At 61.2% G+C, this 18,559-nt stretch carries 17 protein-coding genes; 8 read left to right on the forward strand and 9 right to left on the reverse strand.

Annotation, left to right across the window (positions count from 1 at the left end; genetic code table 11):
- Positions 1 to 21: 21 nt before the first annotated feature.
- Complete coding sequence (locus PQR32_RS05135; protein WP_408222891.1) at positions 22 to 2,094, reverse strand: tetratricopeptide repeat protein; 2,073 nt, start codon at positions 2,092 to 2,094, stop codon at positions 22 to 24.
- Positions 2,091 to 2,417, reverse strand: coding sequence for a hypothetical protein (locus PQR32_RS05140; protein WP_408222893.1), 327 nt, complete (start codon positions 2,415 to 2,417; stop codon positions 2,091 to 2,093). Before PQR32_RS05140 ends, PQR32_RS05135 begins: the two co-directional genes overlap by 4 nt.
- Before the next feature lie 310 nt (positions 2,418 to 2,727).
- On the opposite strand from PQR32_RS05140, the gene PQR32_RS05145 reads away from it, so the two are divergent.
- The gene (locus PQR32_RS05145) at positions 2,728 to 3,210 is read left to right on the forward strand and encodes a hypothetical protein (RefSeq protein WP_408222895.1); all 483 of its coding nucleotides are present in this window, start codon (positions 2,728 to 2,730) and stop codon (positions 3,208 to 3,210) included.
- Between the two features lie 24 nt (positions 3,211 to 3,234).
- Here PQR32_RS05145 and PQR32_RS05150 read toward each other — a convergent pair whose 3' ends face one another.
- Complete coding sequence (locus PQR32_RS05150) at positions 3,235 to 3,681, reverse strand: Fur family transcriptional regulator (RefSeq protein WP_408222897.1); 447 nt, start codon at positions 3,679 to 3,681, stop codon at positions 3,235 to 3,237.
- 622 nt (positions 3,682 to 4,303) lie between these two features.
- On the opposite strand from PQR32_RS05150, the gene PQR32_RS05155 reads away from it, so the two are divergent.
- Positions 4,304 to 5,464 carry a porin gene (locus PQR32_RS05155; protein WP_408222899.1) on the forward strand — a complete coding sequence of 387 codons (1,161 nt, stop codon included), beginning with the start codon at positions 4,304 to 4,306 and terminating at the stop codon, positions 5,462 to 5,464.
- A 421-nt stretch (positions 5,465 to 5,885) separates the two neighbouring features.
- Here PQR32_RS05155 and PQR32_RS05160 read toward each other — a convergent pair whose 3' ends face one another.
- Entirely contained in the window at positions 5,886 to 6,557 is a 672-nt protein-coding gene (locus PQR32_RS05160; protein WP_408222901.1) for a DsbA family oxidoreductase, read from the reverse strand.
- Between the two features lie 256 nt (positions 6,558 to 6,813).
- Between PQR32_RS05160 and PQR32_RS05165 the strand changes: the two genes are divergently transcribed.
- Entirely contained in the window at positions 6,814 to 7,107 is a 294-nt protein-coding gene (locus PQR32_RS05165) for a DUF1330 domain-containing protein (RefSeq protein WP_408222903.1), read from the forward strand.
- A 110-nt stretch (positions 7,108 to 7,217) separates the two neighbouring features.
- On the opposite strand, the gene PQR32_RS05170 is transcribed toward PQR32_RS05165, so the two are convergent.
- From PQR32_RS05170 to PQR32_RS05180, 3 genes are all read right to left on the reverse strand, one after another.
- A complete protein-coding gene (locus PQR32_RS05170; protein ID WP_132378946.1) occupies positions 7,218 to 8,069 on the reverse strand; it encodes a carbohydrate ABC transporter permease in 852 nt (283 codons plus the stop codon).
- The gene (locus tag PQR32_RS05175) at positions 8,066 to 8,956 is read right to left on the reverse strand and encodes a carbohydrate ABC transporter permease (RefSeq protein ID WP_408222905.1); all 891 of its coding nucleotides are present in this window, start codon (positions 8,954 to 8,956) and stop codon (positions 8,066 to 8,068) included. The genes PQR32_RS05170 and PQR32_RS05175 overlap by 4 nt, the downstream gene beginning before the upstream one ends.
- A gap of 143 nt (positions 8,957 to 9,099) precedes the next feature.
- Positions 9,100 to 10,332, reverse strand: coding sequence for an ABC transporter substrate-binding protein (locus PQR32_RS05180; protein ID WP_408222907.1), 1,233 nt, complete (start codon positions 10,330 to 10,332; stop codon positions 9,100 to 9,102).
- A 382-nt stretch (positions 10,333 to 10,714) separates the two neighbouring features.
- Here PQR32_RS05180 and PQR32_RS05185 point away from each other — a divergent pair, with 382 nt between their 5' ends.
- The 3 genes from PQR32_RS05185 to PQR32_RS05195 all read left to right on the forward strand — a co-directional run bounded on the left by PQR32_RS05185 (position 10,715) and on the right by PQR32_RS05195 (position 13,670).
- Positions 10,715 to 11,488 (forward strand): SDR family oxidoreductase, encoded by a 774-nt coding sequence (locus PQR32_RS05185; RefSeq protein ID WP_408222909.1) that lies wholly within the window; start codon positions 10,715 to 10,717, stop codon positions 11,486 to 11,488.
- Between the two features lie 64 nt (positions 11,489 to 11,552).
- The gene (locus PQR32_RS05190) at positions 11,553 to 12,635 is read left to right on the forward strand and encodes an ABC transporter ATP-binding protein (RefSeq protein WP_408204356.1); all 1,083 of its coding nucleotides are present in this window, start codon (positions 11,553 to 11,555) and stop codon (positions 12,633 to 12,635) included.
- Positions 12,636 to 12,806: 171 nt separating this feature from the next.
- Positions 12,807 to 13,670 carry a MurR/RpiR family transcriptional regulator gene (locus tag PQR32_RS05195; protein ID WP_408222911.1) on the forward strand — a complete coding sequence of 288 codons (864 nt, stop codon included), beginning with the start codon at positions 12,807 to 12,809 and terminating at the stop codon, positions 13,668 to 13,670.
- Positions 13,671 to 13,760: 90 nt separating this feature from the next.
- Here PQR32_RS05195 and PQR32_RS05200 read toward each other — a convergent pair whose 3' ends face one another.
- Complete coding sequence (locus tag PQR32_RS05200) at positions 13,761 to 14,642, reverse strand: IclR family transcriptional regulator (RefSeq protein ID WP_408222913.1); 882 nt, start codon at positions 14,640 to 14,642, stop codon at positions 13,761 to 13,763.
- Positions 14,639 to 15,544, reverse strand: a complete 906-nt coding sequence (locus PQR32_RS05205) for an IclR family transcriptional regulator (RefSeq protein ID WP_408223068.1) — start codon at positions 15,542 to 15,544, stop codon at positions 14,639 to 14,641. Before PQR32_RS05205 ends, PQR32_RS05200 begins: the two co-directional genes overlap by 4 nt.
- A gap of 219 nt (positions 15,545 to 15,763) precedes the next feature.
- Here PQR32_RS05205 and PQR32_RS05210 point away from each other — a divergent pair, with 219 nt between their 5' ends.
- The gene (locus PQR32_RS05210) at positions 15,764 to 16,723 is read left to right on the forward strand and encodes an MBL fold metallo-hydrolase (RefSeq protein WP_408222914.1); all 960 of its coding nucleotides are present in this window, start codon (positions 15,764 to 15,766) and stop codon (positions 16,721 to 16,723) included.
- Positions 16,724 to 16,777: 54 nt separating this feature from the next.
- Positions 16,778 to 18,487: an FAD-dependent oxidoreductase gene (locus PQR32_RS05215; RefSeq protein ID WP_408222916.1), complete on the forward strand. Its 1,710-nt coding sequence runs from the start codon at positions 16,778 to 16,780 to the stop codon at positions 18,485 to 18,487.
- Positions 18,488 to 18,559: the final 72 nt, after the last annotated feature.

Genomic DNA, 18,559 nt, shown 5'->3' on the forward strand with positions numbered 1-18,559 from the left:
GATGCCCGCGAGGCAGGCACTCTACTTGGAAGATTGCGAAAGTGCGGCAGAGTCCGCGCTTGCATCGGCTTGTACCGTTTGCAGCATGGGGGCAAAAGCGCCCATGAGCTTCCCCTGGTCTTTCAGCTTCGTGAGAATCTCGATCGTCCGGTTGCGGAATTTGCGCTGCTCATCCGGTGTGGCGCTCAATTTACCCAGCAGAAAATACGCCTCCGCCAACGTCGACTGAGTCATTGCATTGTCTGGATCACGCTGGGCGACGGGCTCGATGGCGTCCGTGGCCTTGCGCGCTTCAGATGCGCCGCCGGCGGCGTTGTTCTGCGCCATGAGCGTGCTTGCACGGATGATGTGAAACTCCGCGAGAGTCTGCCGTAAACTCGCATTCGACGGATCGTCGCGAGCGAGCACGTCGACAATGTCGATGCTCTTCTGCGATTCGGCCAAAGCGCCAGGCAAATCATTCTGGCCTAAGAGCGCCGCGCTCAAAAACGAGTGACCCGTGGCGAGATCGGACTGCCATGACTTGTTGCCAGGCGCGCTTTGCGCGAGCGCGCTGAGCATTTCAATACCGCGCCGCGCCTCGTTTGCCGCCTGTGCTGCGTCTTTGTGCACGAGTAATAGCATGGCGATGCTCACGTGTGCGACGCCCACGCTCTCCTGCAAATAGCGGTGGTCAGGTTCACGGCTGGAGAGCGACTCGCCGAGCGTTAGCGCCTCGCGCAGCTCAGCTAACGCCGCGTCGTTGTCACCGTGCGCAATGAGTGCATCCGCATGACGCAAATGCGCGGACAGAATTTCTTTCTGCCCATCGACATTGTTCGGGTCTTTCTGCGACTGCGCTTGGGCGATGTTCAGCGCGGTCTGATACTCCGCCAGCGCGCCCTCATAGTCTCCCTTCGATTCCAACGCGATGCCCAGCCTTTGATGAGCGGAAAATCGCGCCTCGGCTACCGTCATGATTCTGGGCGAAGAGTTGTGCGGTTTAGCCGGATCAGCCTGACCACGTCGATCGAGCGCGTCGGCCACCGTCACCGCCTGGCGATACGACGCCAATGCACCGGTCAGGTCACCTTGTTCGAGAAGGCTGTCGCCGATGCGCGAACGGGCCAGTGCGAGATCGAGCTGCAGATCGACATCGTCGGGCTTGTCACGTGCAAGGGATTCGATGATCGCCATGCTTTGCCGAAACTCCGCCAGGGAGTCCGCGATCTTTCCACCCGATTGAAGGACGGCGCCGATCGAGTCGTGCGTGACGGCAAGATCGCGTTGCCACTCCTGTTTGCCCGGATCCTGCTGAACCAGCTTCTGCAATATGGCAAGCGCCTGTCTGAAGTGCGCAAGCGCGCTATCGAGGTTGCCTTGCTTCTGGATTTCGACACCCATTCGGTCATGCGCTACCGCAAGGTCGCTGAGCAAAGCAGCATTGTCGGGCGACGCCGCCCGCTTTCGTTCGAGCAGCGCGCGCGCCTGATCGAACGTTGTCAGTGCCTGTTGCGTCTGGCCGAGCCGGTCCTGCAGGTCGCCGATGAAAATCAGCGTGTCCGGATCGTCCGGTTCGTATGCGGCCGCGCGCTGGTAAGCCTTGAGCGCGCCTTCGGTGTCGGTAAAGAACGCCAATGCGCCTTGCTGGCGGGCCAGTTCCGCCGCCTTATGCTTGTCGGCCGCGGCCGAACTCGCGTTCTGCTCTGCCTGTCTGGCGACGTTGGCTTCCTGATCATGCAATAGCGCGACTGACGGAGCCGAATCGCCTGCTCGCAGGGCTGCCAGTGCCTGGTTGGCCGCCGGCGCGGTGGTCGATGCTTGCGTCATCGCCTGGATGGACGCCACGGCTTTTTTCAATTCGTTGAGCAGTCGCGCTTCTTCGCGCATTCGCGACTTCAACTCCGACAGCACCGCGGCGTCGGCCGAACTGACGTTGATCGTGTTGCCGTTGCCGATGACATTGGTCGCGATGCCGCCGCCCGAGGCTGAAGCCGACTGGCGCTCATTCGACGTGCGCGTTGCCGTTTGTGCCGATACTGATCCCGCCGCGACAGCAGCGACGGCGAGCACGATCGTGCCGATCAGCACAGACAGGTGGCTCGACGGGTTCATTTTCTGATCACCACTACGTTGCTCGAGCCCGCCACGTTGGTAGCGGCGCCACCATTCGCGGTCGCGTTCTGGCTAACCGGTTGCGGCGGGGGTGGCGCGGGCGCCGCCGCAGTGGCGGACGGAACGGGGTGAGTTTCGGGCGGGGCCGGTTGATGGAGGATGCCCATCGTCGTGAGCACGCCGATCAGCGCGACAATGCCCGCTCCGACGAATTGCAGCACCGTGCGGTTGTCCTTTCGCTTGAGCCAGCCCCACACGCCTTGCGGCTCCGGCGCCTTGTCCGCCGCACTTTCCCGCGCTTTTGGCCGAACGCGCACGCCCATGGCAGCCTCCTTGCGTCGATGCCGATTTCTCCGTTTTAGGTAAGACGATCCGTACCCGCCAGAAAGAAAAAAGGTCGCGAATCGCAGTGCAATTCATCACACGAAAGTGGAGGTAATAGCTCCACTTGACGGTGCATCCGCCAAGTGACAGTATCGCCGCCCGATGCGCATGAATTGCTGATTCGCGGAATGCGCCGTGCGCGGCAACGCGACTGCTGAACTCGACGAATGCGCGTGCCGCTTTCAGGCCGCCTTTAGAACGCAATACAAGGGCCGAACCTTCAATGTAGATTTTCGACGGAGGTCACTCATGCTGTTTCATGCTTCGATCCCGGCTCGCAATCCGGAAAACGTCGCACGTGTCATTGCCGAACTGTGGGGCGGATTTCACGCCCCGTTCCCTTCCTTTCCCGATTCGTGGATGGCGATTGCCGGCGACGATCGTGGCTCGATCATCGAGATCTATCCCAACGATCGCGTGCTTAGTCCCGACGGCGAACAAGTTTCGTTTGTGCCAGGGTCGAGCACTGCCCCGCGATACAGCGCATTTCACCTTGCCATCGCGAGCAAACTGTCCCCCGAGGAAGTATTCGCGATCGGCGAGCGAGAAGGCTGGCGCGCGGTGCGCTGCACGCGCGGCCGCAACTTTTTCGATGTGATCGAGTTGTGGATCGAAAACGTTCTGCTGATCGAAGTGCTGACGGAAGAGATGCAGAAACAGTATCTCGCCTTTGCCACGCCCGCGAACTTACGCGCTCTTGCGGTTGCAGCGGCTGCAGCGGCGCAAGTTTGAATCGATGAGCGGCGTCGCGAGAGTCTATCTCCTGATCACCGCTCTTGCCTGCGCGCCGCTCTTTCTACACTCGGCGCAAATGCCGAACAGAACCAACTGACGTCCCGTCACCGCGAAATCGAGGCTGTTCGCCACAGACTGCTGTCGCGCCTCGATTTCCGCATCGAAGAACTCATAGATTCGACCGCAGACCGTGCAGACGAGGTGATCGTGCCGGGTTCCGTCATTCAGTTCGTAGACCATGCGGCCGTCGCCAAAGGCCACGCCGGACAATAAATCCGCATCCACGAGTTGACCGAGCACGCGATAGACCGTGGCAAGACTCATGTTGCGCATATCTTCATTGAGAAGCTTATAGACCTGTTCAGCGGTCAAGTGGTCACGAGAGTGCTCATGAAAAAACTCCAGCACCAGGACTCGTGGGAACGTGGGTCGCAAGCGGGCTCGCTCCAGAATTCTATGAGTGTTCATGGACGTCGTGGCAATGGAGAAGCGGCGGCCGACCTGTTGGATTCAAGTCGCCACCATGAAACGCCCTCGGGAATGACGTCGCGCTATTTCAGCAAGACGAACCGCGAGTGGCCGAACTATGTAAGCCGGTTCCTTAAGAGAACCTTAAGCGCCAGTTTCAGGAAACATTGGAGGGTGGCGAACCGATGAACTCAAACGGGTCGTTTTAGCTAAATTACGTATTCCTTTCGCTCGGGCTTTGCCATCAAAATCGCGCTACACAGACTCCCGTCGCTTGCCGCAACGCGTTAAGCTTCGCCCCCTCATTGTTCCTTTGACGCCACGCGGCTTATTTTTTTGACACCTCATTTATTTTCATCGCCCTATGATTGGGGGGCTCGTTTTTCCGCCGCGCTGGCTAGTACGCGTCCACTGAGCCGATTCGAAAACCATGCAATAGATAAGCGCGCACCATGGCAACGCCATTGAAATGATGTGTCGCGCAATAAACATCCAATAACTACTTATGCTTCTCGCAGTTTGCGCAACAACGGTTGCAAATGTATTGCATGCGCGTTCATGGCGCTGGTGGAAAGAGCAATTGATACCCTCAATTACCGCTTGATCTCGGAGCCAACAAAGTATGAAAAAGTCTTTACTCGCGGCCGCGCTTTTCGGCGCATTTACGATGTCGGCGCATGCGCAAAGTAGCGTGACGCTCTATGGCCTCATCGATACCGGATTGGTTTACACGAACAATCAGTTTGGGCACAGCAATTGGCAGGAAGTGAGCAGTTCGACCCAGAACACGGTGTTCGGTCTCAAGGGCTCGGAGGATTTGGGTGGCGGCTTGCACGCGGTCTTCAAACTCGAGCAAGGTTTCCTGCTGAACAACGGCGCCCAGGCATTCTCCGGTGATGGTTTCGGCTCTCAGGCCTGGGTCGGCCTGCAAAGCGATCCTTACGGCACCTTGACGTTCGGCCGCCAGTTCGACGTGATGAACGACCTCGTCGGACCGCTCACGGCGGAGTTCAACACGTGGGGCGGCAGCATGGCCGCGCATCCGTTCGAAAACGACAACCTGGCTGCGAATTCCGTCGTGATCAATAACTCGGTCAAGTACGCGAGCCCGACTTACCGCGGCGTGACGTTCGAAACGATGTATTCGTTCAGCAACAAGGCCGGCGATTTCGGGAACAACCGGTCATACGGATTCGGCGTTTCCTATGCACAAGGTCCGGTGAATCTGGCTGCCGGCTACTTGCAACTGAACAACGCGGGCAACGGCAGCGGCGCAGTGACTTCGGGCGATGCAAGCGCGAACTTCCTCGCACAACGCCAACGTATCTGGTCGCTGGGTGGCAACTACACGTTTGGGCCGGCCACTGTCGGATTGGTCTGGAGCCATACGCAGATCGACAACGCGTCGGGCGTGTTCTCGTTCGGCACGGGCAGCTACCTCGGTTCGGGCGACACGTCTGCCGGATCGCTGGCTGGTTCACTGCGTCTCGACAACTACGAGGTGAACGCAAAGTATGCGCTTACGTCGGCATTGAGCGTATCCGGCGAGTACACGTACACGCATGGCGCCTATAACGGTTCGTCGCCGGGATGGAACACGGCCATGCTGCAGACCGATTACTCGATCAGCAAGCGTACGGACTTCTATCTCGAAGGCGTCTATCAGAACGTGCACGGCGCGCCTGCGGACTCCGTACTCTCGCATGCCATGATCAACACGTTGTCGCCGTCGGCGACCAACACGCAAGTGGCGGTCACCGTGGGGATGCGTCACGCGTTCTAAGCAGGCTCGCATGAGTAATGTGTGAAGACGTATGCCTGGCTTCTGCCGGGCATGCGTCATCGTGCGAGCGTGATGCTCGAGGTCTTCAGTCGATTGGAACGATCTGGCTCAGAAGCGCGATCGTCCCATCTTCGGCGCGGCTGACCAGGAGGATCGATGAACTTACCGAAAGCGACTGCGCGTCGTTCGCTATCTGTGATCGTGGCGCTTGTCGCGTGTATCCAGTTGAACGAGCAGGATTAGCAGCGACGCAACAGGATGGTGTCGCCGTAAGCGGGACTCAGGTCAATAACACGCGATGCTCACGGCAGTACGCGAGGCTCAAGCGTCTACGCACGTCATGGGCTCCACGGCGAAGTGGCGCCTTCGCCGCATGCCGCCGATTTCCGGCCGCATGATGTTGCCGGTGCATGAGGAACGTTCAGCGTGACGTGTCCTGCGAACCTTCGTTCTTCGCTTCAGCGAGAATCTGCTGAATGACTTGCTCGAAAGTTTCGACAGGTTGTCCGCCGCTCACCAGATAGCGACGGTTGAAGATAATGGCCGGCACCGACTGAATACCCATTGCCTCGTTATTCCGTTCTTCCGCACGAACCTCGGCGGCATAGGTTCCGTTTTGCAGTACGTCACGTGCCTCGGCGGCGTCGAGCCCAACGGATTGCGCCGCTTCGATCAGCACTTCGTGGTCGCTGGTGTCCTTGCCCTCGGCGTGATAGGCCCGCAACAGCGCCAGGTTGAGCGGCAACTGCGCACCCTTGATGCCGGCCCAATGCAACAGGCGATGCGCGTCGAAGGTGTTGTAGACGTGCGTGCGCGGGCCGAAAGCAAAACCAACGCTCGCACCGCGCTCGCGGATCGTCGCTTGCGTTTCCGCGATTTGCTCCGGCGTGCGCCCATATTTTTTGCCGAGATAGTCGACAATGGTCTCGCCGTCCGGTCCCATGTCCGGATTCAACTCGAACGGATGCACGACGATTTGCGCGTCGACCGCGTCGCCGACGCGCGAGAGCGCGCGTTGGAGTGAGGAGAGGCCGATCGCGCACCATGGGCAGGCGATATCGGAGACAAAATCGATTGTGAGCGCTTGTGTCATTTCGGTGGTCTTGGTGGAGATAATCTTTTGCGTGGCCCGCTTGGTGCCAGAGCGACGGCCGCAAACAGCGTAACCTGAATTGCCAGTATTTGCAGGACCGCGCTCGTGACGGAACGCGACCCTGCGTCTTACAATTCACCAACCGCAGTGGGAGCCATTGACCACGCGAGCAACAGGGATGCCGGCAGGCGTCATAATCCCTCTTCGCCGTCATGCACGGCAACGACTGTTTTTCCAACGTTGAAAGGAGCTTCAAATGAGCAAGGGATATTGGGTGACGTCATATCGCGCGACGAAAGACGCGGCCAAGCTTGGCGCATATGCGCAGCTTGCCGCGCCCGCCGTGGCGGCTGCCGGCGGCAAATTCATCGTGCGTGGCGTGGCGGAGGAGGCTCATGAACAAGGCTTGAAGGAGCGGACGGTCGTGATCGAGTTTCCGACCTACGAAGCGGCCGTCGCGGCCTACGAAAGCGAACTCTACAAGAAAGCGCTGGCGGCATTGGGCGATGGCGTCGAGCGCGATCTGCGGATTGTGCGCGGCACGGAGTAACGCAAAAGATGCAGCGAGCGCGACCTGCTTATGCAGGTTCGCGCCCCAAGGTGGCAATCCAGCGTGATGCAATGCAACGGCAGGCCACCCCTGCCGCGCTTCCCCAAAATCTACTTCACCGCGCCCAGCGCGAGCCCCTTCACCAGATACCTCTGCAACCACGCGAACACGACCGAAACGGGCAATGTCGCGCAAAGCGTAGCGGCCATCACCAGATGCCACTCGACCACGTATTTCCCCGCGACCATGTCGGTCACCTGCACGGTCAGCGTCTTATTCTCCGGTGAGCGGATCAACGTATACACGACAGCAAACTCGTTCCACGCGTTGATGAACGTGAAGATCGCGGTGACGACGATCGCAGGCACCGCGAGCGGCAGGAACACCTTGAAGACCGCCTTGGTCCGTCCGCATCCTTCGAGCCATGCCGACTCTTCCAGATCTCGCGGCACCGTCTGAAAGTACGAAGACAGCATCCACACGGCAAACGCGATGTTGAAGGCCGCGTAAGAGACGATCACGCCGATCTTGGAATCGACCAGGTTCCCATCGCCGTAGGGAATCATCGCTGCCAACCGGAACAGGCCGACCACGAGCAGAATAGGCGACAACATCTGCGTGACGAGCAGAAACTGACGGTAGAGCCCGCGTCCTCGAAACGGAAATCGGGCCAACGCATACGCCGCCGGCAAGCTGACAGCCAGCGCAAGCGCGGTCGACAGCAAACTGATCACCGTACTATTGCGCAGCGCCACGCCGAAATTGGCTGCCACCCACATATCGGAGAAATTGCTCCACTGCCAATGCACCGGCAGCCAGCGCGCCGGATAGACAAAAATCTCGGAAGCCGGTTTCAGCGCGGTGAACAGCATGACGGCAAACGGAAACAGCACCACCACGATGAGCGGCGACAGCGCGAGCCAGCACCACAGCGAGCGCTTCATCTTGACGCTGAGACTCATGACGGATCTCCTTCTTTCGCGGGCTGCAGGCGCAGATAGGCGATCGAGAAAACGAACAGCATGACGAGCATGATCAACGACACCGCCGCGGCTTCGCCGGGACGCCCGAGCCGGAAGCCGAGCTCATAGAGATACGTGACGAGAATGTGCGTGCTGTTGTCGGGGCCGCCCTGCGTCATCACCCAGATGATCGGAAACGAGTTGAACACGTAGATCACGTTCAACAGAATCGTCATGTTGATGAACGGCCGCAACAGCGGCATGGTGAGTTTGCGAAACTGCTGCCAGGCGCTCGCGCCGTCCATGCGCGCGGCTTCGTAAATATCGCCGGGCACCGAGGACAAACCACCTAGCAGAATCGTCACCGTAAACGGAACCGACACCAGAATGCCGACTGCGATTTCGACCGGGAACGCGAGCTCCGGCGTTGCCAGCCAATGAATCGGACCGCTGATCAAGCCGAGCCGCTGCAACGTGACGTTGACCATGCCGTAGTCGTCGTTGAAGGCCCAGCGCCAGACCACGGCGGTCATGGTCAGCGAGACGGACCACGGCAGCATCACGATCGTGCGTGCCACGCCGCGCCCATAGAAATCCTGATTCAGCACCAGCGCGACGGGCACCGAGATCAGCACCGTGCCGCCCACCACGCACACGGTCCAGACAATGGTGCGCTTAGCGGCGGCAAGAAACGCGGGATCGCTGAAGATCGTGTAGAAATTCTGCAGACCGGTGAAATCGCGAATTGCGCCGAAGCGCGAGACCTCGTGCAGCGATTGCCACACGATGTTGAATATCGGGTAGCTGATGATGAAAAGCGCCAGTACCAGACTCGGCGCAATCAGCAACCAGGGCGCTTGCAGGCGCGAAGAAGCGGAACGGCTCATGCGTGCTCGATCGTAAGACGCGTCCGCATTGATGAGCGGGCGCGACGGGATGGGCCGGATAGTGCAGTACGACCGAAACGCGCACCGCCTTCATAGTGGCGGCGCGCGTTCCGTGTTCAGCAGATCGCTACGGGACTACGCGATCACTTACCAAGCGACTTGTTCGCTTGCGTGGCCGCCGCGTTCAATGCGTCAGCCGGTTTTGCCTTGCCGAGATAGATCGACTGCATTGAATCGGTCACGGCCTTCGCGGTGTCTTCCCAGCCGGTCACGGTCGGCGCGAAGTGGGCGGTCGGCAGCAGCGCGACGAAGGCCTTCGTGTCCGGATCGTTGAATGCCGGATCGGTCGCCTCAGCCTTGGTGGTCGGCAGGAAGCCTTCGGTCGTGGTGAACTCCACGCGCGGTTCCTTCGTGAACAGATAGTCGAGGAACTTCCACGCCGACTTCTTCACCTTCGAGTTCTTGAACATCACGATCGAGTCCGTGACGGCGTAGGTGGCGTGCGCCGTGCCCATCGGAATCGGATCGATGCCGTACTTCAGGTTCGGTGCTTCCTTCTTGATCTGCTTGGCGAGGAAAGGTGCGGAGATCATCATCGCGACGCGGCCCTGCTTGAACAGATTCTGCACGTCTTCACGGCTATAGCCGGTCACGCCCGGTTGCGTCAGGCCCTGGTCGATCATCGTCTTGTACAGCGTGGCCGCCTTGATGCCCGCCGCCGAATTGAACGCCGCCTTGCCGTCCTTGCCGACCACGTCCCCGCCATTGGTCCACAGCGCGTAGTAATAGTAGACGTCGGTTTCGATTTCCTTGCCTTGCAGACCGAAGCCGGCAATGCCCTGCGCCTTCAGTTTCTTCGACGCTTCGATCACGTCGTTCCAGGTCTTCGGGCCGTCGGGATAGCCGACTTTAGCGAGCAGGTCCTTGTTGTAGTACAGCCCGCGTGCGGAAGCGGCGATCGGCAGGCCGTACACCTTGCCGTTGATTTCACCCGGCGCGAGGAACGGGCCGATGAAGCGGCTCTTGAAGCTCGCATCCATATAGCCGTCGAGCGGCTCGGCGACGTCGTCCTTCACGAAGTCGAGCAGCCAGCGTGTGCCGACGATCGCGAGATCGGCGTTGGCGTTGCCGGAAATGTCTGTCTGCAGTTTCTGTTGCAGCGTGTCCCAGTTCACGTCTTCGATCTTGATGGTCGTGCCGGGATTGGCCTTCTCGAAGTTACGGGCCATCTTTTCGAAGTACGGTGCAGTTGCGTCGCTATAGTGCGCGACGGTCACGCGAACCGTGTCGGCGTGAGCCGCGACGGCGATACCTGCAAACGCGAGCGCCACGGCGACTTTGCCTAGCGCGAGGGAAGCACGGGCATGCAACGACATTTCTCTCTCCTGTGTCGAACGGAGTTAGCGCTTTAGCGCTTACTCCGGTCCCATGCAGAGCAGTCGAACGGAGTTAGCGCTTTAGCGCTTACTCCGGTCCCATCCTGCAATGGGGGGTGGTTTGCCGCCGTCGCCGGCCGCTTTGGGTTAAATTGTTTGAAAAAATCCTACATGACGCAAAATAGCTTGTCACGTAGGGTCTGCCATATTTTTTCCCAGCCGGTTTTGTGCATAAGATGCTGTAAAGCAGGGGTATTTTGCGTAGCGTGATGTGACGGATACCCAATCTTCGGGATGACTAGACAACTGCGCCGGCCTTGGGTTTGTAAGAAATTTACATGCTAATCCGGTGTTGGCGGCGCGGTTGAAGAGCGAGGCGGACATGAATCGTGCGGTGTTGGTAACGGGTGCTTGCGGCGGTATCGGCAGCGTGTTGTGCAAGCGCTTCGTGGAGCAGGGCGATACGGTGCTGGCACTCGACATCGACGCCGCCGCGCTGAAGGCTTTGACCGCGCAACTCGGCGAGGCGCACGTCACGCCGATCGCGGTCGATCTGGGCGACGCCGCCGCAGTGCAGCAAGCGGTGGCCGCCGCGGTCAAGGTGCGCGGTCCGGTGGACGTGCTGGTGGCCAACGCGGGCGCCGCAGAAGGTCTGACGCTCGCCACGACGGATGTCGCGAGTTGGCAGCGCGACATTCATCTGAATCTGAACGGCACATATCACACGGTCGAGGCTGTACGCGCGTCGATGATCGAGCGGCAACGGGGCGCGTTGGTGCTGATCGGTTCGGTGAACGGCATGGCCGCGCTCGGTCATCCGGCGTACAGCGCGGCGAAGGCCGGGCTCATCAGTTATACGAAGGCGCTTGCGCTCGAACTCGGCCGCTACGGGATTCGCGCCAACATCGTGTGTCCGGGCACGGTGAAAACGCAGGCGTGGCAGGCGCGCGTCGACAAGAATCCGCAGGTCTTCGAGGATCTGAAAAAGTGGTACCCGTTGCGCGACTTCGCGACGCCTGACGACATCGCCGACGCGGTCCTGTTTCTCGCCTCGCCGATGGCGCGCGTGATTACCGGCGTCGCGCTGCCGGTCGACGGCGGCCTGATGGCCGGCAACCGTCTGATGGCGGAAGAACTGACGCTCGAATCGCTTTGAACCGCCCGAAGCAACCCGCAGGCAGCACGAGATCGAGTCAACGAAGCAAGACGATGAGGACAGCATGGCAGCAGTGCAACTAAGCGGCATCTTCAAACGCTATGGCGACACGCAAGTGGTGCACGGCATCGATCTCGACATCGACGACGGCGAGTTCGTCGTGCTGGTCGGGCCGTCGGGCTGCGGCAAAAGCACGTTGATGCGCATGGTGGCGGGGCTCGAGGAAATCAGCGGCGGCGATCTGATGATCGGCGGCACGCGCGCGAACAGTCTCGCGCCGCAGCAGCGCAATATCTCGATGGTGTTCCAGAGCTACGCGCTGTATCCGCATCTATCCGTCTACGAAAACATCGCGTTCGGGCCGCGGATTCGCAAGGAGTCGTCGGCGAGTTTCAAGCCGCGGATCGAAGCCGCCGCGAAGATGCTGAACCTCGGCGGCTATCTGGACCGTTTGCCGCGCGCGCTGTCGGGCGGTCAACGGCAACGCGTGGCGATGGGCCGCGCGGTGGTGCGTGAGCCGTCGCTGTTCCTGTTCGACGAGCCGCTGTCCAATCTCGACGCCAAACTGCGCGTGCAGATGCGCACCGAAATCAAGGCGCTGCATCAGCGGCTGAAGAATACGGTGATCTACGTCACGCACGATCAGATCGAAGCCATGACGATGGCGGACCGCATCGTCGTCATGAACGCGGGGCGGATCGAGCAGATCGGCCGTCCGCTGGAGCTGTACGATCATCCGGCGAATCTGTTCGTGGCGAGCTTCCTCGGCTCGCCGTCGATGAATTTCGCCGAAGGTGTGATCGCGAGCCGCGCGCAAGGTCAGGGACTCGCGCTGAATCTCACGGACGGCGGCGAGATCGTGCTGGAGGGCGCGCCCGCTTCGGCCGTGGTCGGCGCGAAGGTCACGCTCGGCGTGCGGCCGGAGCATATCGAAACCATGACGCAGACACCCGACGCGACAATGGAAGTCGAAGTGGTCGAGCCGACTGGCGCGGAGACTCACTTGTACGGGAAAATAGGCGGCAGCACGTGGTGCGTGACGACTCGCCAGCGCTCGAAAATCGAGCCCGGCCAGCGCGTGACGCTGCGTTTGCCGGCCGAACATATTCATCTGTTCGATACGGAGAGTGGACGCAGGCTGGTCTGAACCGCATGTCTGTTTGAGGTCGATACGAGCTTGCCTCGGGCTCGCTGAAGCTGCGACGCGACGTGGATTCATTTAACCCGTGAGAAGACGCCGGGCCGCCCCAAGTTTTCTCACCCCCTCGGGGGGCCTCGCGCGAAGCGACAGGTCTGGGGCGCTTTTAAGGAACACCGGGTGTCCGCACCGAACTTGATTCCCCACATCCGCAGCGCACTCGCCAGTTTGCGGCCCGCCGAGCGCAAAGTTGCCGACATGGTGCTGAGCGACGTCGACTTCGCGATGCGTGCGAGCATCACCGAACTCGCGCAGCGCGCGGACGTGTCCGAGCCTTCCGTCACGCGCTTTTGCCGCGCCATCGGTGCGCATGGTCTGCGCGACTTCAAGATGCAATTGGCGCAGAGCGTGGCGGGCGGGCTGCCGTATGCATCCACGGCGGTGGCGCGCGACGACGACGTGCAGACGCTCATGGACAAGGTGGGCGAGGCGGCGGTCGACGGCATCACGCATGCGCGCGGCGCGCTGGATCCGGCGGTGGTGGAGAGTGCGATCGCGGCGTTGTCGAGCGCGCGGCGTGTGTTTTTCTTCGGCGTCGGTTCGGGCTCGGGGTTGGTCGCGCAAGATGCGGCGCTGCGGTTTTTGCGGCTCGATATTGCATCCACTGCGTTTACGGATGGACATTTGCAGCGTCTTTACGCGGGCCTCATGGAACCGGGCGATGTCGCCTTTGCGATTTCACATTCGGGCCGCAGTGTCGAAGTCAACGAAAGCATTCAGATTGCCAAGGAACGTGGCGCGACCACGATTGCGCTGACCAATGTCGGCTCGCGGTTGGCATGGCTGGTGGATATTGCGCTGCTGCTGCGCGTGCCGAGCCCGATCGATCCGAATACGCCGGGCGTGTCGCGGCTCGTGCATCTGTGCATCATGGACGCGCTGGCGATTGGCGTCGCGCTCAAAGCCGGGCCGAAGACGCTCGAGAAGATGCGGCATGCGAAGGCGCGGTTGGCGTCGCATGCGCCGGAGGCGGCGGGGGATTGAGGGATGGCGCGAAAGTAGCTCGTTTTCCGCGCAGTTTTGATTATTCGGCTCTCGAAACGATTACGAACGGCCAGTTTTCGAAAAAAACGGTTACTCGGGAGCCCCGGCCATCCACCCAAAACGCCGCGACAACCGTGACGTCGCGGCGCGCAAAGTCTGCGCCGGCCCACCCGCCAATTCACTGTCGAAGCTGCCGCTCGGCCCCATCAACGCCAGAACGAGGCAGATGCTGCCCGTATGATCCAGCACCGGCGCGGCTAGCGTATTGATGCCCGGCACAGGCCGGCTGAGCGCGGTATCGATCCCGTCCGCGCGGATTTGCGCAAGACGCTGAGCGTAGGCTTTCGTCAGTGGCGGCAATGCAGACGCTGCATCCGGACCGGCCGCCGAAGCTGCCGTCCCCGCAAAAACATCCGCCGCATCGGCCCCCGCCAGCCGCAGATGATCTTGGACCAGCAAACCAGCCCGCACATCATCCGCGACATAGGCGGCGAACACGCGGCCTATCGCCGTATTGGCCAGCGACATCACCGTACCGACCCGCAAGCTCACATGCAGCGGCCGCGCGGATTCCTCCAGACGCACGACGGTCGGCCCAAGCGGCCCGAGCACTGCCATCGCGACGCTCATGCCCGTCGATGCCGCCAGTTCGACCACTTCAGGCTCCGCTTCACGCGTCGGCGACAAGCGCTGCAAACCGATCAAACCCAGCTCAAGCGCGAGCGGCCCGGCTTCGAAACAGCCCGCCGCATCGCGACTGAGCAAGCCGATTTTCAGCAGACTCACCAGATGCGGAAACGCCTTCGCCGGCGGCATGCCAGCGGCGGCCGCAAGATCGCGCAAGCTCAACGGCCGCGCCGCCGCGACCAGCGCTGCAAGTAACTCACCCGTGCTATCGAGCGACTGGATGCCGCGCTGCGGTTTCGCATCGGCGGCGGAATGAGCGTGAGAGGTGTCGAGAGAATCGGTCACGATGCGGAAGAAGCTAGCAAGGAAGGGGCGATAGCCAGTTCGGCGCCGATGTCGTGCGCCGTGGCAAGCAGCGCACGCGCGATCGGGCCGTCAGCGGCGACGTCGATCGCGCCGGTCGAGCCGATCACCGTCAGCGCGAGCGACAAGCGGCCTTCGCCATCCAGTACGGGCACGCTCAGACTGCTGATGCCCGGGCTCGGCGCATCCACGCTGCATTCCAGGCCGCGCGCGCGGATCGCGTCCAATGCGGCCTCGAAGGCGGCGATTTCGTCAGGTGACGTCATGGCGTTACCCACAGCGCCCGACTGATTCGCCCACATCCCATCCAGCAACTCGCGCTGCAAATAGGCACAGAACACCCGTCCCGTCGACGTAGCCGGCAGCGACATCACCGTGCCCACATGCAAATTCACATGCAACGGAAATCCCGCGTGTTCATAGCGCACGATGGTCGGCCCTTGCGGCCCGGCAATACAGATCGCGACGCTGAAGCCGATCGCTTCGGCCAACGTGGCCACGCGCGGCACGGCGGCGCGAAACGCCGGTTGGTTTTCCAGATGCAGCAAACCGAGCCGCAATGACAGCGGACCGGGTTCGTAGCGGCCCGAGAGCTCGTCGCGCTTGATCAGACCCAACCGGCTCAAGCTCACCAGATACGCGTGCGCCTGCCCCGGCGCGATCTGCGCGGCGCTGGCGAGGTCGGACAAGGCGAGCGGCGTGCGCGCCTGCGCGAGCGCCAGCAACACGCGGCCGCCCACTTCGACGCTTTGAATGCCGCGTTGCGTCTTGCCGACGTCCGTCGTCTCGCTGTCGCCAGCGCCTTTGCCCGTGGCCGATTTCGCTGCTTTGCTCACACCCGCGCTCGTCCGTAAAAAAAGGGTCCATGTTAACCGAAGGCCCATGCCTTCCTGCCTCATCTTAGGCCTCCTGGAGTTTGTGTATAGCGATACATTTCGCTATTGACAAATAAACTGGCCTCGCCCTAAGATGCATTCACCCCGACACACCGGCGCAGTCACAGAGTCAAAACGGGGCGAGACAAACCTCCAATACCGTCAGCTCGCGCCGCATTCGCGCAGCCGGCCGTCTCGCCTCACGTCCAACTTTTGAGGGAGACAAGCATGGCAAAGGCATTCGCATCCCAGGCCGATCTGGAAGTCAAGAAAGTCACGTGGACCAAGCTGTCCGAGAACGCCTACGCTTACACCGCTGAGGGCGATCCCAACTCGGGCGTGATCATCGGCGACGACGGCGTGCTGATCGTCGACACCACCGCCACGCCGGCCATGGCGCAAGACCTCATCGAAAAGATTCGCAGCGTCACGGATAAACCGATCAAATACGTCGTGCTGTCGCACTACCACGCGGTGCGCGTGCTCGGCGCATCGGCGTATTTCGAGGAAGGCGCGCAGGAAGTGATTGCGAGCCGCGGCACGTACGAGATGATCGTCGAGCGCGGCGAAGCGGACATGAAGTCGGAAATCGAACGCTTCCCGCGCCTGTTCGCCGGCGTCGAAACGGTGCCGGGTTTGACCTGGCCCACGCTTGTGTTCGAAAAGGAAATGACGCTGTTTCTCGGCAAGCTCGAAGTGCGCATCGCGCATCTCGGCGCGGGTCACACGAAGGGCGATACGGTGGTATGGCTGCCGTCGCAGAAGGTGTTGTTCTCCGGCGACCTGGTCGAGTACGACGCAGCCTGCTATTGCGGCGACGCGCAGCTCGAACAATGGCCGGCCACGCTCGAGGCATTGCGCGCGCTGAAGGCCGACAAGCTCGTGCCGGGCCGCGGCCCCGCGCTGACTACGCCGGAAGACGTCAACAAGGGTCTGGATTACACGAAAGACTTTGTCACCACGCTGCTGCAGCAAGGCCGTGAAGCCGTCGAACAGAAGCTCGATCTGAAAGCCGCAATGGCGCACACGCGCAAGGCCATGGATCCGAAGTTCGGCCACGTCTTCATCTATGAGCACTGTCTGCCGTTCGACGTGTCGCGTGCTTTCGACGAAGCGAGCGGCATCACGCATCCGCGCATCTGGACCGCGCAGCGCGACAAGGAAATGTGGGACGCGCTGCAAGCCTGATAAGAATAAACGCCCAGCGAGACAAAGCAGAGCGGAGAAGGACGGAGACAAAAGATGAGCATCAACTACCAGACGCTGTCGTTCGAATACCAGCCGTGTCGCGAACAGGGCGCGCAGGGCGGCGCGGACCAGGCGGCCTATCCCGTGATCGTGGTCGGCGCGGGGCCGGTGGGTCTCGCCACCGCGATCGATCTCGCGCAGCAGGGCGTGCCGGTCGTGCTGGTCGACGACGATTGTTCGTTGTCCACGGGATCGCGCGCGATCTGCTTTTCGAAGCGCTCGCTCGATATTTTCGATCGCTTGGGCTGCGGGCAGCGAATGGTGGACAAGGGCATCAGTTGGAATGTCGGCAAGGTATTCCTGAAAGACGAGTTGGTGTACACGTTCAATCTGCAACCGGAAGCGGGCCACAACCGGCCCGCGTTCATCAACCTCCAGCAGTACTACGTCGAAGGCTTTCTGCTCGAGCGCGCGCAGGCGATGCCGAATCTCGAGATCCGCTGGAAAAGCAAAGTGGTCGGCGTGCAGCAAAGCGGTACGTCCGGCACTCACGACGCCAGCGTGACATTGACAGTGGACACACCAGATGGTCAGTACGCGTTGCGCGGCCGCTATGTGGTCGCCGCCGACGGCTCGCGCAGTCCGATCCGCAATCTGATGGGACTCGACAGTAAAGGCGTGACGTTCAAGGATCGTTTCCTGATCGCCGACGTCAAGATGGAAGCGGAATTTCCGACCGAACGCTGGTTCTGGTTCGATCCGCCGTTTCATCCGAATCAATCGGTGCTGCTGCATCGTCAGCCGGACAACGTGTGGCGGATCGATTTCCAGCTAGGGTGGGACGCCGACCCGGTGCTCGAAAAGACACCTGAGCGCGTGATCCCGCGCGTGCGTGCGCTGCTCGGACCGGACGCGAAGTTCGAGCTGGAATGGGTCAGCGTCTACACGTTCTCGTGTTTGCGCATGGACCGCTTCCGGCACGGCAACGTTTTGTTCGCCGGCGACTCCGCGCATGGCGTGTCGCCGTTCGGCGCGCGCGGTGCGAATAGCGGCGTGCAGGACGCGGAAAACCTCGCATGGAAACTGGCGATGGTGCTCGAAGGCAAAGCCTCCGATGCTTTGCTCGACACCTATGCAAGCGAACGCGAATTCGCCGCAGACGAAAACATCCGCAACTCCACGCGCTCCACCGATTTCATTACGCCAAAGAGCCCCGTGAGTCGTGTGTTCCGCGATGCCGTGCTGAAGCTCTCGCGTCGTCATCCGTTTGCGCGGCAACTGGCCAATAGCGGCCGGCTGTCGGTGCCGGCGGTATTGCGCGATTCTCCGTTGAATACAGCGGACTGTGACCCGTTTGAAGGGGCGATGGTGCCGGGCGCATCGTGTGTCGATGCGCCGGTTCAGGTCGCGGCACAACCGGCATGGCTGCTGCAGCAACTCGGCCAGCAATTCACCGGCGTGCTGTTCTGCGGCGAGCAAGGTGTCGATCAGGTGATTCAGGCCGCGTTGAACACCTTGCGCGCGGGGCCGATTCCGTTGAAGCTCGTCGTGGTGACGCGTGACGATCCGCAGGCTGTTGTGTCGGCGGGAGCGCAAGTTGCGCACGATATCGAGGGGCTGGCCCACGCACGCTACGACGCAAAGCCGGGAACGTTCTATCTGATTCGGCCGGACCAGCATGTTTGCGCGCGCTGGCGGCAACCCGACGCGGATGATGTCGGGCGTGCGTTGAAACGCGCGCTGTGCGTCGAAGGCACGGCTTGAACGTGCGGCATCAGCAAAAAGATAGCAGCAAGCAGCTTGCATGGGACCAGAGTAAGGCGCTAAAGCGCCAAC

It is taken from the genome of Paraburkholderia dipogonis (assembly GCF_046027395.1).
Taxonomy (GTDB): domain Bacteria; phylum Pseudomonadota; class Gammaproteobacteria; order Burkholderiales; family Burkholderiaceae; genus Paraburkholderia; species Paraburkholderia dipogonis_A.